The sequence below is a fragment of the Arthrobacter sp. 05N33_2 genome (assembly GCF_056397425.1).
The window spans coordinates 43,013-55,836 of the sequence record NZ_JBFTNJ010000004.1 but is presented as its reverse complement, the minus strand read 5'-3'; the positions used below and the strand labels follow the sequence as shown (position 1 = coordinate 55,836).

13 protein-coding genes, 1 pseudogene and 1 riboswitch are annotated in these 12,824 nt (G+C 68.0%); of the genes and pseudogenes, 7 read left to right on the top strand and 7 right to left on the bottom strand.

The window, feature by feature from the left end; translation table 11 throughout:
* Nucleotides 1-106 precede the first annotated feature (106 nt).
* Nucleotides 107-430: a hypothetical protein gene (locus AC1DHX_RS04630; RefSeq protein ID WP_476860213.1), complete on the top strand. Its 324-nt coding sequence runs from the start codon at nucleotides 107-109 to the stop codon at nucleotides 428-430.
* 344 nt (nucleotides 431-774) lie between these two features.
* Nucleotides 775-2,655 (top strand): annotated as a pseudogene (locus AC1DHX_RS04625) (DEAD/DEAH box helicase); the annotation flags it as partial.
* Nucleotides 2,656-2,709: 54 nt separating this feature from the next.
* On the opposite strand, the gene AC1DHX_RS04620 reads toward AC1DHX_RS04625, so the two are convergent.
* The 6 genes from AC1DHX_RS04620 to AC1DHX_RS04595 all read right to left on the bottom strand — a co-directional run bounded on the left by AC1DHX_RS04620 (nucleotide 2,710) and on the right by AC1DHX_RS04595 (nucleotide 6,979).
* Nucleotides 2,710-3,360, bottom strand: coding sequence for an MBL fold metallo-hydrolase (locus AC1DHX_RS04620; protein ID WP_476860212.1), 651 nt, complete (start codon nucleotides 3,358-3,360; stop codon nucleotides 2,710-2,712).
* Nucleotides 3,361-3,381: 21 nt separating this feature from the next.
* Nucleotides 3,382-4,392, bottom strand: a complete 1,011-nt coding sequence (locus AC1DHX_RS04615) for an aldo/keto reductase (RefSeq protein ID WP_476860211.1) — start codon at nucleotides 4,390-4,392, stop codon at nucleotides 3,382-3,384.
* Between the two features lie 176 nt (nucleotides 4,393-4,568).
* Nucleotides 4,569-4,955: a DMT family transporter gene (locus tag AC1DHX_RS04610; RefSeq protein ID WP_476849797.1), complete on the bottom strand. Its 387-nt coding sequence runs from the start codon at nucleotides 4,953-4,955 to the stop codon at nucleotides 4,569-4,571.
* Nucleotides 4,956-4,975: 20 nt separating this feature from the next.
* Nucleotides 4,976-5,299 carry a DMT family transporter gene (locus AC1DHX_RS04605; RefSeq protein ID WP_476860210.1) on the bottom strand — a complete coding sequence of 108 codons (324 nt, stop codon included), beginning with the start codon at nucleotides 5,297-5,299 and terminating at the stop codon, nucleotides 4,976-4,978.
* A 9-nt stretch (nucleotides 5,300-5,308) separates the two neighbouring features.
* A riboswitch (guanidine-III (ykkC-III) riboswitch) is annotated at nucleotides 5,309-5,375 on the bottom strand.
* 22 nt (nucleotides 5,376-5,397) lie between these two features.
* Complete coding sequence (locus tag AC1DHX_RS04600; protein WP_476860209.1) at nucleotides 5,398-6,159, bottom strand: cache domain-containing protein; 762 nt, start codon at nucleotides 6,157-6,159, stop codon at nucleotides 5,398-5,400.
* 79 nt (nucleotides 6,160-6,238) lie between these two features.
* Entirely contained in the window at nucleotides 6,239-6,979 is a 741-nt protein-coding gene (locus tag AC1DHX_RS04595; RefSeq protein WP_230009582.1) for a FadR/GntR family transcriptional regulator, read from the bottom strand.
* 237 nt (nucleotides 6,980-7,216) lie between these two features.
* On the opposite strand from AC1DHX_RS04595, the gene AC1DHX_RS04590 reads away from it, so the two are divergent.
* The 4 genes from AC1DHX_RS04590 to AC1DHX_RS04575 all read left to right on the top strand — a co-directional run bounded on the left by AC1DHX_RS04590 (nucleotide 7,217) and on the right by AC1DHX_RS04575 (nucleotide 11,392).
* A complete protein-coding gene (locus AC1DHX_RS04590; protein ID WP_223917157.1) occupies nucleotides 7,217-8,293 on the top strand; it encodes an ABC transporter ATP-binding protein in 1,077 nt (358 codons plus the stop codon).
* An 87-nt stretch (nucleotides 8,294-8,380) separates the two neighbouring features.
* Nucleotides 8,381-9,568 carry an ABC transporter substrate-binding protein gene (locus tag AC1DHX_RS04585; protein ID WP_230009677.1) on the top strand — a complete coding sequence of 396 codons (1,188 nt, stop codon included), beginning with the start codon at nucleotides 8,381-8,383 and terminating at the stop codon, nucleotides 9,566-9,568.
* 68 nt (nucleotides 9,569-9,636) lie between these two features.
* Nucleotides 9,637-10,566: an ABC transporter permease gene (locus AC1DHX_RS04580; protein ID WP_223917155.1), complete on the top strand. Its 930-nt coding sequence runs from the start codon at nucleotides 9,637-9,639 to the stop codon at nucleotides 10,564-10,566.
* Between the two features lie 13 nt (nucleotides 10,567-10,579).
* Entirely contained in the window at nucleotides 10,580-11,392 is an 813-nt protein-coding gene (locus AC1DHX_RS04575) for an ABC transporter permease (protein ID WP_476849794.1), read from the top strand.
* Between the two features lie 10 nt (nucleotides 11,393-11,402).
* Here AC1DHX_RS04575 and AC1DHX_RS04570 read toward each other — a convergent pair whose 3' ends face one another.
* Nucleotides 11,403-12,056 carry a HutD/Ves family protein gene (locus AC1DHX_RS04570; RefSeq protein WP_476856995.1) on the bottom strand — a complete coding sequence of 218 codons (654 nt, stop codon included), beginning with the start codon at nucleotides 12,054-12,056 and terminating at the stop codon, nucleotides 11,403-11,405.
* A gap of 161 nt (nucleotides 12,057-12,217) precedes the next feature.
* On the opposite strand from AC1DHX_RS04570, the gene AC1DHX_RS04565 reads away from it, so the two are divergent.
* Complete coding sequence (locus AC1DHX_RS04565) at nucleotides 12,218-12,820, top strand: phosphoribosylanthranilate isomerase (protein WP_476856994.1); 603 nt, start codon at nucleotides 12,218-12,220, stop codon at nucleotides 12,818-12,820.
* The last annotated feature ends 4 nt before the right edge of the window (nucleotides 12,821-12,824 follow it).

Genomic DNA, 12,824 nt, shown 5'->3' with positions numbered 1-12,824 from the left:
GGGCGCCGCGCAGGCGGACGGACACGTGGAAATCACGCTCCGGAAACCAATCTGAAACCTGCGTCATGAATGCTGGGCACAAGACATTGAACGCTGGGGAAGGGCCATGACCATGGACGTTGACGAAGCACGGCAGATCCGCAGCTCGGCCGAGTTGAACGTGGGGGACGAGATTGAGGCGTGGCACAACGGGAAGCTCTTCCACCGGGGCCCGGTGACCCAGACCGTCACAGGCGTGGACCTGTTCTGGATCCTCGATGCCCGGACGGGGACCCGCCGCCTCATCGACGCCGAGGCGCTCGTGATCCTGCGGCCAGCCGACCGGGGACCGGCCAAAACGCCGTCACGGGCGGCCGTCAACACATCCGCTCATGCATCCGCCCAGTTGTCCCACATTCCGCTGTTCCAAGCCCCCAGCATGGCGGGCTAGGGGCCGGGCCGGCCGTCACGGATACGGGACCCGGGCCTGCCGGGTGGTAGGCTAGTGGAACTTGATGTGCAGTGATGCCCACTTTTGATTTGGTTGACCGGCTTCGGTCCATCAGCCGGATCCCTGCCGGATTCCTTCGGGAATCCGCACGCAGGCAGTGGGATTTTTTCATGTGAGAGGCACATCCTGCGTCGATGAACGCGTTCCATTTGGTCCCGGCGGCCGCTTGCTGAAGTTTGGCAACAGCCCGGTTGATCACCTGACTTTTCTTCGGCGAACCCTTGAGCCAACCGGCATCGGGGGCCGATATCCGCACGGATACCGCCTGAAAGACTTTGAAACACATGACTACATTTGCTGCCCTCGGCACGCCCAAAGCACTTGCCGACACCCTGACCGCACAGGGGATCGTGGAGCCCTTCCCGATCCAGGTCAAGACCCTTCCCGACACCCTGTCCGGACGCGACGTCCTGGGCCGCGGCCGCACCGGCTCCGGCAAGACCATCGCATTCGCCATCCCGCTGGTGGCACGACTCGCAGAGCGCGAAGCCAAGCACTTCCGCAAGCCCGGCCGCCCGATGGGCCTGGTCCTGGCTCCCACCCGCGAACTGGCCACGCAGATCAACGCGACCATCGAGCCGATGGCCAAGGCCATGGGCCTGACCACCACCGTGATCTACGGCGGCATCTCCCAGGCCCGCCAGGAAAAGGCCCTGCGCGCCGGCGTCGACATCGTCATCGCCTGCCCGGGCCGCCTGGAGGACCTGATCCGCCAGCGCATCCTGACCCTCGAAGCAGTCGAGATCACCGTCCTGGACGAGGCCGACCACATGGCCGACCTTGGCTTCCTCCCGGTGGTCAAGAAGCTCATGGACATGACCCCCACCCAGGGCCAGCGCCTGCTGTTCTCCGCCACCCTGGACAACGGCGTGGACAAGATCGTCCAGCGCTACCTGTCCAACCCGCTGACCCACTCCGTGGACGACCCGCAGGCCGCGGTGACCACCATGGAACACCACGTGCTGGTGGTCAACGACCAGACCGTCAAGAAGCAGCTGATCGTCGAGCTCGCCTCCGGGGCCGGCCGCCGCGTGCTCTTCATGCGCACCAAGCACCACGCCCGCAAGCTGGCCAAGACCCTGACCGACGCCGGCATCCCCGCCGTCGATCTGCACGGCAACCTCTCGCAGAACGCCCGTGACCGCAACCTGGCCGAGTTCTCCTCCGGCGATGTCCGCGTCCTGGTGGCCACCGACGTCGCGGCCCGCGGCGTCCACGTCGACGACGTCGAACTGGTCATCCACGTGGATCCGCCCACGGAGCACAAGGCGTACCTGCACCGCTCAGGCCGTACGGCCCGCGCCGGTTCCGACGGCACCGTGGTCACGCTGACCCTGCCCGAGCAGCAGTCCGACGTCAAGAAGCTGATGAAGGCCGCCGGTGTCGAGGTCAACTTCGAGCGCGTCACCGCCAACTCCCCGCTGGTTGCTGAACTGGTCGGCGAAATGGCCGACAAGATCGATCCCCGCACCCGTGCCGCCCTGCTGGCAGCCAAAGCCGCCCAGCACGGCGGCGGCACCTCCACCGGTGCCAACGCCGAGCGCAAGCGCGCCCGCCGCACCACCCAGGCTGCACCCACCGCGGGTGGCCGTGGTGGCCGTGGCGGACGCGGACGGGTGTCCGCCGAGGCACCGCGGACCGACCTGCCGCGCGCCGAGCGCCGCGCCGTCGCCTACGAAGGCAAAGCTGCTGCCCGCAACGCCGCCGACCGTGTCGCCGAACAGAACCAGGACCGCGCAGATGCCGAGCGCGCCGAACGCCGGAATGCGCGTGGCCGCGGCCGCACCACCGCCTATGCGCACCACAACGATGTTCCGGCCGCCGGCGGCCGTGCCGCAGCCGGCCGCGGTTCGGACGGTCGCGCCGCAGACGGACGCGGCGACGCCCGGGGCGCTTCGGCTCCCCGCAGCGGAGCTCCCCGCACAGGTGGCGCTCCCCGCACCGGCGCTTCGACCGGCGGCCAGCGCAGCGGACGCCCGGCAACCGGCCAGCGTGCAGCTGCCGGCGCCAAGTCCGCCGGCAGCAAATCTGGAGGCAGCGCGGCTGTCTGGTCCTCCAACACCGGTGGCACCTCGGGCGGATCCTACGCCGGCGGCGGCAACGGCCGTTCCGGTGAAGGACGTCCGGCCCGCGGCTCGGGCCCCCGCCGCGCGTCGGCTCCGGCCTTGCGGCCGTCCGAAAGCGCAGCGGTTGTCCAAAAACGCCGCGAAAAGCTGAAGCTACCAGCCGCGGGCGCGCCACTCTTCCAGGTGTGGCCGTTCCGCGCCGAGGGTGGTGGGCTGGCCGTGTCCCGGGTGCACCACGGTGTCATCCGGATACACGTCGAACAGCCGCTCGCTCACATCGGTGATCAGCTGGGCAAAGCGCGCCGGATCCTTCTGTGTGTTGCCTACCCCGCCGGGGAACAGCGAGTCGCCGGAAAAGATGTGGGCCGGGCCTTCGGGGTCCTGGTACACAAGGGCGATCGAACCCGGTGTGTGGCCGCGCAGATGTACAGCCGTCACATCGAAGCCGTCGAAGTTGCCGACGCCCCCGTGATCCAGCAGTACATCCACCGGCACCGGCAGCTCCGGGGCATCCTCTGTCCCGGCCGCCGTTTTCACACCGGTGGCTTCCACCAGGGACGGCAGCGCCCGGACATGGTCCCAGTGCTGGTGGGTGGTGGCAACCAGCGCCAGCTTCGGCGTCGCGGAAGTATCCGCGGCGGCGTCCGCGAGCAGCCCCTGGATGGCGGCCAGATCATCGGCCGCATCGATCAGGAGCTGCGCGCCGGAGGCCTTGGCCGTGAGCAGGTAAACATTGTTGTCCATCTCGCCGACCGAAATCCGGCGGATGGTGATGTCACGTAAAGAGTGAATGAGCGAGTCCATGGGCATCAGTCTACGGAGCCGCTATTCACGGCCCTGGGACACCCAGTTGGGGTCCGCGGCGCGGGAACCGACGACGGCGTCCGCGGCGGACCCGAGCGTCCTCAGTTGCGCTGCGGTGAAGTCGAGGGCCAGGGCGCCCAGGTTTTCGTCGATCCGGTCCGCCTTGCGGGTGCCGGGAATGGGGACCACGGGCAGTCCCAGCTGGCGGCCCCGCGCAAGCAGCCAGGCCAGCGCCACCTGGGCAGGAGTTGCAGCCTGCCCGGCAACGCTCAGTTCCGCAGCGACCGCCTGCACGGCCGCCACCACGCCCTTGTTGGCGCTGGCAGCGTCCGCCGCGAAACGCGGGATGTTGCGGCGGAAGTCGTTGCTGCCCAGCGTCGAGGCGTCCACGGTGCCGGTGAGGAATCCCCGGCCCAGCGGCGAATACGGCACAAATCCCACCCCGAGTTCGGCGGCGGCAGGCACCACGTTGCGTTCCACGTCGCGGCTCCAGATGGACCATTCGCTCTGGACCGCGGCGATCGGGTGGATGCGGCTGGCCTCGCGCAGCTCCTCGGCCGTCACCTCTGACAGGCCCAGATGCCGCACCTTGCCGGCCTGTACCAGCCCCGCCATGGCCTCCACGGTTTCCACTATCGGAACGCGGAGGTCACGGCGGTGCAGGTAGTACAGGTCAATGGTGTCGGTGCCCAGCCGTTGCAGGCTGCGGTCCACGGCCTGCCGCACGTAGGCGGCGTCGCCGCGGATGTCCGTGTAGCCGGCCGACGGTGTGCCCACGAGGCCGAACTTGGTGGCCAGCTGGACTTCGCCGCGGCGTTCCTTGAGCAGCCGCGCGATCAGCTCCTCGTTGCTGCCGCCGCCGTAAATGTCCGCCGTGTCGATGAAGCTGACGCCGGCGTCCACCGCGTGATGCAGGGTCCGCAGGGCCTCGGCCGGGTCCACCTCGCCGTAGACAGGGGTCAGGGCCATACCGCCGAACCCCAGGGGACTGACCATCAGGCCGTCGCCGAGCCGGACTGTTGCTGCCGTCATCTTGGTCTCCATTCGCGCACTGAATAGTTCCGTAGGACTTCCGTCCCTGCCAAGAACCCCGGGATGCGCGCGGCTATTCCGGCCCTGCTATCGGCCGGGCAGACGATTCTCCCCACCTTTGACCCTTGCGCGGCCGGCACGACGGCGCGCCGCCGGGGACACGCCGTCGTACTGCCCTAAACGTGGGGAATTTCCGCAGGGGAGGCCGGCCGGACAGCGCCTTGTGCCGGTTCCTCTGAGTCCGCCGTTGGCGGGAGGAGCTTCAGGCCCGCCGCGCAGCCGACGATTCCGGCGATGAACAGCAGCTTGAGCGGACTGGCCGGTTCGACGCCGGTGGCCATCGCCCAGCCGACCGTCAGTGCAGCGCCGATCCCCACCCAGATGGCGTAGGCGGTGCCGAGCGGAATGCGCTTCACGGCCAAGCCGAGCCCCACCATGCTGAGGGTGGCCGTCACGGCGAACACGAGGGTCGGCAACGGGCGGGAGAACCCGTCGGACAGGCCCAGTGCCGTGGCCCAGACCGCCTCCAGCACAGCGGAAGCGAGCAGAATCACCCATGACATTGCAGCTGGTTTCATCATGGTCACGCCACCAGCTTCAGGCCGGCGACGCTCGCGGCAATCCCGCCAAGAAGCAGGATCCGTGCCGCCGTCGGGCGCTCAACCTTGGCGGCCATCGCGTAGCCGGACGTCAGGACGACGCCGACCCCCACCCACACGGCGTAGGCCGTTCCGGTAGGGATGGACTGCATGGCGACGGCGAGCCCGCCGGTGCTGGCGAGGACGGAAACGAGGAAAACGAGGGCCGGGACCAGCCGGCGGCGGCCCCTGGCCTGGGCGGTCCGGTGCAGGGCGGCGGCCCAAACGGCCTCCAGCGCCCCGGAAAGAATGAGTATTAGCCACGACATGACAGCTCCTGTGGCCAGTCTTGTCGCGTGCCGGGTACTGAACCGTCGTCCGGAGGCCTGGAAGAGGGGCCTTGGCCTCCAAGTCTAGCAAATCGGCATCAGAGCCCGACGGCGTCGCTGCAAAGAGTGAACGTGCGCCCCACGGGGTACTGCGCGCACGGCTCGTTCGGCGCGGTAAGGTCGCCGGCGTCGATATCGTATGCCGCCGACACGATGGCCCGGCCGTCGGCATTGGCCAGGGTGGCCCGGCCGCCGATCCGCCGCAGCGCCGCCATGGCTCCGCGTTCCAGGCGCTGAACTGTCACGTCGATGCCCACGATTCCCGCGACCGGGCCGTCCGGGCGGGTAAACACCGGGTGCGTGAAGGTCAGGACGTACTCGTCGGTGCAGAGGAAATCCACGTAGGGCCCGGTGACGTGGGCCCGTCCTGTTTCCACGGGGATCCGGAACCACTCGGCCTTGACGTAGCGGCTGATGGAGTTGGGACTGAAGTTGGCCAGCGCGTCGACGTGCTCCAGATCCGGGCCCTGCCACCAGGCGATGTAGCTGCGCCCGGGCCCGAGCAACCCGGCGTTGGCGATGAACCCCGCTCCGGCCGCGTAGCCGCCGGGCAGCTGCACCAGTTCCTCGACCACCGGACGGATGAGCTTGTCCACGGCCGTGCCGGTGACTTTGCCGGACATGGCGGCCAGGGCGGCCCCGGTGTCAGCGGCCCACTCCGTCAGGCAGTGCTCGATGCCGGCGATGGTGGCGTCGAGTTCGGCTGCGGCCAGCTGGGCCGCCTTCTCAACAGCGCCGGGTTCGGCCGGCGCTGCCATGGACGCTGCGGTGGGGCCTGCGGTGGAGGTGGTTTCGGACATCGGTGCTGCCTTAGCTCGAAGGTGCCGGACATTTGCGGTCAAAGATGGCCACGATCGTGGCTCCGGGATGCGGGTGCGGTCAATAGCTCTTGGCCTGCTCGGTCAGCAGCCAGTCGGTGGTGGCGGAGATGAGGGCCTTGACCCCCGTTTCGGCGGCCCCGGGGTCGTGGGTCTCGATGGCGGCCGCCACGTCCCCGAGGATCACGGCGGTGCGTCCGCGGTAGCCGGTGTCGGCGCAGGGCAGCAGCGTGAGGGTGCCGAGATCTGCCTGCAGCCGGATGAGCTCCCGGGCAAGCCGGGCCGAGCGGGCAATGGCCGCGACTTCCAGCAGGAACTCCGAGAGGGCCAGACGCCAGCTCAGGGAGTCATCGTCCGCTGCGGGGATGAATGAGCGCAGCGTGGCGATGTCGGCGGCGTCGGAGCGGCGGGCCGCCACGCCCGCGCAGGCCGCGGCGATCGCCTGGTAATGCAGCGCGAGGTCCCTGATCTGCAGCCGGCTCAGCTCATGCAGTTGCGCCAGGGCCCGTTCCCGGGAGGGCAGCACGTCGTCGGCGATGAAGCTTCCGCCGCTGCGGCCGCGCGCGGTCCGGATGATTCCCGAGGCGCGCAGCTGGGAGAGAGCCTCCCGTGCCGTTACCGCGGACACTCCGAGGGCCGCGGCCAGCTCGGTTTCGTTCGGCAGCCGCTGGCCGCTGGTGAGCAGCCCGGTCTCCACGGCCTGTTCGATCCGGCCGCACACTTCATCCACAAGCCCGCGTGATTTGATCGGCGTGAACACCGCCGCCAGGCTCCGGGAGGCGCCCGTGGGCGACAACACCATTCGGGCCTCCCTTCCCTCCGGCGGTATCCGCCCCGCACCGGCCGTGCATCCCTGCGGCTTCCGCGGTGCCGCCGCGCGTCGCCCGGGCTGATGACATCCTAATCCGGGCTTTGCCGGAGGGTCTATACACAAAACCTATGGAGTAATAGCATTTGGCCCAGCAGCCCAGTGTGGACTGGATCACATTCGGTTGCGTGGTTCCTGTGGACGATCCGGCAACGGAGTAAGGCGCACCCCATGACCGAAACACTGGCCGCCGGCACCTCGACCGGAAAGGAAGAGGTTCCGGCGATCCGTCTGCGTAAGCTCACCAAGGTCTTCGGGGACACCGTCGCGGTAAATGGCGTGGACCTGGACATCCGCCACGGGGAATTCTTCTCCATGCTTGGCCCGTCCGGCTCCGGCAAGACGACGGTCCTGCGCCTGATCGCCGGCTTCGAGCTGCCGACGTCCGGGAGTATCGAACTCGAGGGCAAGGACGTCACGGCCATGGCGCCCTTCCAGCGGGACGTCAACACCGTATTTCAGGACTACGCGCTGTTCCCGCACATGTCCCTCGTGGACAACGTCGCCTATGGGCTGCGGGTGCGCGGCATGCCCGGGAAACAGCGGCGGGAGCGGGCCAGGGAAGCCTTGGACCGCGTCCAGCTCGGGAAGTTCCTCGGCCGCAAACCCGCCCAGCTCTCCGGCGGCCAGCGGCAGCGCGTTGCCCTGGCCCGGGCACTGGTGGTCGAGCCCAAGGTCCTCCTCCTGGACGAGCCGCTCGGTGCCCTGGACCTCAAGCTCCGGCAGCAGATGCAGGTCGAACTCAAGGAACTGCAGCGCTCGCTGGGTATCACCTTCATCTTCGTCACCCACGACCAGGAGGAGGCCCTGACCATGAGCGACAGGATCGGCGTGTTCAACAACGGCGGCATCGAACAGATCGGCACCGCGCACGAAATCTACGAGCGCCCGGGCGGCATCTTCGTGGCCAACTTCGTCGGCACCTCCAACATATTCGACGCCGGCCAGGCCCAGACGATCTATGGCCGGCCGGAGCCGCTGTGCATCCGTCCCGAGCGGCTGCGCGTCGCCTGGGCCGGCGAACCGGAGCGCCGTTCCGGCACCACCTCCCGGCCCGGGACAGTGACGTCGTTCGTTTACGTCGGGCACGCCACCCAGGTGCGGGTGCAGCTCGACGGCGGACCCGCCGTCGTCGCGCTCGTTCCGGAAAAGCTGCCCGGCAGCGACACCGATCTGGTGAACGGGCCCGTCACGGTCAGCTGGGACGACGACGCCGTCGTTTGGCTTCCGGTCCCCGGCACTACCTGACGCCGGGCCATGCCGGGCGGGGTTGCCGTCCGTGCCGCGGCGCAGCGTTCCAGTCCAGAGTTTTCTCCACAGCGAAAGGTACGGATCATGGCACCAAGAACTAAGGCCTCCCTCGTAGTCGGGGTGGTCGCGGCCGCAGCCCTCGCGCTGTCGGCCTGCGGAACCAGCGGCGGATCGGGTTCTGCACAGTCGGCGCAGCCGGTCAAAACCGAGATCGGCACCGGTGAAGGCCAGGTGTCCATCCTCGGATGGCCCGGCTACGTCGAGGATGGCAGCAACGACCCGGCCGTCGACTGGGTGCATCCGTTCGAACAGGAAACCCAGTGCAAGGTCAGCTTCAAGCCGTTCGGCACCTCGGACGAGGCCGTGACGCTCATGCGCACGGGACAGTACGACGTTATCTCGGCCTCCGGGGATGCGTCGCTGCGCCTGATCGCCGGCCAGGACGTGCAACCGGTCAACATGAGCCTGCTGAAGAACTACCCGGACATCTACCCGTTCCTGAAGGACAAAGCCTGGAACACCGTCAACGGCGTCAACTACGGAATGCCCCACGGCTGGGGCGCCAACCTGCTGATGTACTCCACGGACAAGGTCGCCCCGGCCCCCGCCTCCTGGAGCGCTGTGTTTGACGACGCCGCCAAGAACACAGGCAAGGTCACGGCCTACGACTCGCCCATCTACATCGCCGATGCCGCCATGTACCTCATGGCCCATAAGCCGGACCTCGGCATCAAGAACCCCTATGCCCTCGACAAGGACCAGCTGGCCGCGGCCGTCGACCTGCTCAAGCAGCAGCGCACGCACATCGGCGAGTACTGGAGCGACGTCGTCAAGGAGGTCCAGGCGTTTACGTCCGGGAGCACCGTGGTTGGCACCACCTGGCAGGTGGGGGCCAACATCGCGACGGCAGACGGCGCCAAGGTCGCAACCCTGGTCCCGGACGAGGGCGCCACCGGCTGGTCGGACACCTGGATGATCGGCTCCAAGACCAAGAACCCGAACTGCGCCTACAAGTGGCTCGACTACATCGCCAGCCCCAAGCCGAACGCCCAGGTGGCGGAGTACTTTGGCGAATCGCCGGCCAACGCGAAAGCCTGCGAGCTGACCAAGGATCCCAACCACTGCCAGACGTACCATTCAGGTGATGCGGCCTACGCCGACAGGATCTGGTTCTGGACCACACCGGTGGCCGAGTGCCTCGATGGCCGCAAGGACGTCAAGTGCACCGACTATTCGGAATGGACCAAGGCCTGGACGGAAATCAAGGGTTGATTCCGGCTCTGCCGCACCAAACCCTTACGAACGAGCCGGCCCCGGGGGCCGGCAGAGATTAAGGCGAGATGGCACTTCATACGCAACAGCTGCCGCCCGGGGCGCCCGGTGATGCCGGGGCCGTGCCACGGGCGAAAACCAACGCCTTTTCGGCGTTGCTGCACCGCTCGCCCCGGCTGAGGCTGGCGGCCCTGCTCACCGCCCCGGCGGGCTGGCTGGTGCTCGTGTACATCGCCGCTTTGGCGGCACTGCTCATCACCGCGTTCTGGACCGTGGATACCTTCACCGGGGAGGTGTCCACGGTCTGGACCACGGAAAACATCGTCACGGTCCTGACCGATCCGGTGTATCAGCGGATCACCCTGCGGACATTGTGGATCGCCGTGGCGGTCACCGTGATTGACATGATCCTGGCACTGCCCATCGCGTTCTTCATCGCCAAGGTCGCTCCCGCCCGCTGGGAGAAACTGCTCGTTGTGGCCGTGCTGATGCCGCTGTGGGCAAGCTACCTGGTCAAGGCCTACGCCTGGCGGAATGTCCTGTCCGAGGGTGGGCTGCTGGAGTGGCTGGGGACCCCGATCGGCCTGTCCTCGCCGGGCTACGGCGAAACCGCCGTCATCCTGACCCTGTCCTACATCTGGCTGCCGTACATGATCCTGCCGATCTACGCGGGCTTTGACCGGGTGCCCGACTCCCTGCTGGAGGCCTCCGGGGACCTGGGCGCGAAGCCGCTCACCACCATGCGCCTGGTCATGCTTCCGCTGCTGGTCCCCTCCATCATCGCGGGCACGATCTTCACGTTCTCCCTGTCGCTGGGCGACTACATCACTGCGCAGATCGTCGGCGGGACCACCCAGATGCTGGGCACCGTGATTTACGCCAACGTCGGAGCGGCCAACAATCTGCCGTTCGCCGCCGCGGTATCGCTGGTGCCGATCGCCATCATCATGTTCTACCTTTTCGTCGTCCGCCGCACCGGCGCCCTGAACAGCCTGTAGTGCGAGGAGCATCATGAGACTTTCCCGTAGCGCCAAGGTGGTCCTGGGCATTGTCACGGCGCTGGTGTTTTTGTTCATCTACACACCGCTGCTGCTGGTGGTGGTGAACTCGTTCAACGCAGACCGGACTTTCGGCTGGCCGCCCAAGGGCTTCACGCTGGAATGGTGGGGCAAGGCCTTTGACTCGCCCGGCGTCAGGGAGGCCGTCGTGTCCTCCCTGTGGGTGGCAGTCGTATCGACCATCATTTCGCTGGTGCTGGGGACGCTGCTGGCGATCTCATTGCAGCGCTATGAGTTCTTCGGCCGTGACGTCATCAACCTCTTGGTCATCCTGCCCATCGCGTTGCCCGGGGTTGTCACGGGCATCGCGCTGAACAACATGTTCACCACGATCCTGGGCGTCCCGCTGAGCCTGTGGACGGTGGTGATCGCCCACGCCACGTTCTGCATGGTGACGGTGTTCAATAACGCCATTGCTCGGCTCCGCCGCACCAGCGCCGGCCTCGAGGAAGCCTCCGCCGACCTCGGCGCCGGTGTTTTCACCACATTTGGCTTGGTGACCTTCCCGCAGCTCCGCTCCGCCCTGCTGGCCGGCGGCCTGCTGGCCTTCGCGCTGAGCTTCGACGAGATCATCGTTACCACGTTCACGATCGGGGCCGGCGAGACCACGCTGCCGATCTGGATCCTGCAGAACCTCTTCCGTCCGAACCAGGCTCCCGTGGTCAATGTCGTGGCGGTCGTGCTGATCGTGGTCTCGATCGTCCCGATCTGGCTCGCGCAGCGGCTGTCCGGGGACTCGGTGCGTGTCGGCGGCGCCCGGGTGTAGGCGGACAGCGCTATACGGTGCCGGGTTCCGCAGGGTCGATCGAGATGACAGCCAGGAATCCGCGGCCCACGATTTCCGGTGTCGCGGTATCGGCGCCGACGACGGCGTCGTAACGGTTCAGCTCAAGTCGCTCCGGCTCCGGGGCGGCGACGGCGGCCGGCCCGACGGAAAGGCTGCCGGCAGTCCCGGGGCTGACGGTCCCCTGCCCCTGCAGGAGGATGCCGAGTTGGCCTGCGAACACCGGATGGGCACGCTTCTTGGACAGCTCGACGATCGAGGTGTAGCCCTTGAAGGCGCCGTTGCGGGTGATGACGTTCAGATCCCGGATGTCGCCGGTGGGCAGTGCCCCCGCCGAGTCCGCGTCGCCGGAGAACCGGAACGGCCGGTACTTCTCCAGCGGATGTTCGGCCCCGTCCACGCTCAGCAGCAGCAAGTCGCCGTCAATCACTGTCAGTACACGGTCCATCCCGGCGTACGCGGAGAAGGGGCCCGCCTTGGAGACTTCGGCAATGCTGACGCGCCAGTCCCAAGCGTTGTCCTGCCCTGTATCTTGCGGGGCGGTCCGCAGGGACGGGGTCCTTGGATGGCGCGCCACTTCACGCGTCACCCCGCCGCCGTTGCGCCAGGGGTGGGCTTTGAGCTCGGCATAGCGGATGATCTCCATGGCCTCAGCCTATCGGCCCGTTTCCGGGGACGGCGCTCGCGCCGACGCGCCGACGCGCCGGGACGCCGGCGGGGCTGCGCACGCCCGTGCCGACGCAAAGTCGGCGGCCGGGGCCCGGCCTTGCTAACGTCGGAGGCAGGAAGCGCCCAGAAGGAGCCCGAATGTTTGTCAAAGTGTGCGGCCTGAGCACCCCGGATGCGGTCCGCGTCGCGGCAGGCTCCGGCGCGGACGCCGTCGGCTTCGTCCTGACCCGCAGCCCCCGGGAGGTCACGCCGGAACAGGTCAGGAACCTCCTCGCCCATGTCCCGGACGGGGTGCCCGCGGTGGGGGTGTTCCGGCACGAACCGGCCGCCGACGCCGTCGCCGTGGCACGTGAGGCGGGCCTGGTCTGGGTCCAGCTCCACGGGGACCGCTCACCCGCCGACGTCCGGACAGTGCACGACGCCGGGATGAAACTCATCAGGGCCGTCACCATGGCCGCCGCGCCGGAGGCCTTCAGCGACTGGGACGAGGATTTGCTCCTGATCGATGCCGCCGTGCCAGGCTCAGGCGAGGCCTGGGACTACGGCTCGGTCCGGGCCAAGGCCCTGACCGGACGCAAGTGGCTGCTCGCCGGCGGTCTCGATCCCGTCAACGTCGCCCGGGCAGCGGCGGAGGCCGGGGCGTGGGGTGTCGATGTGTCCTCCGGCGTCGAGTCGGCGCGCGGCATCAAGGACTTGGCCAAGATCGGGGATTTCGTGCGGGCGGCCAAGGCGCCTGAATGAGGCT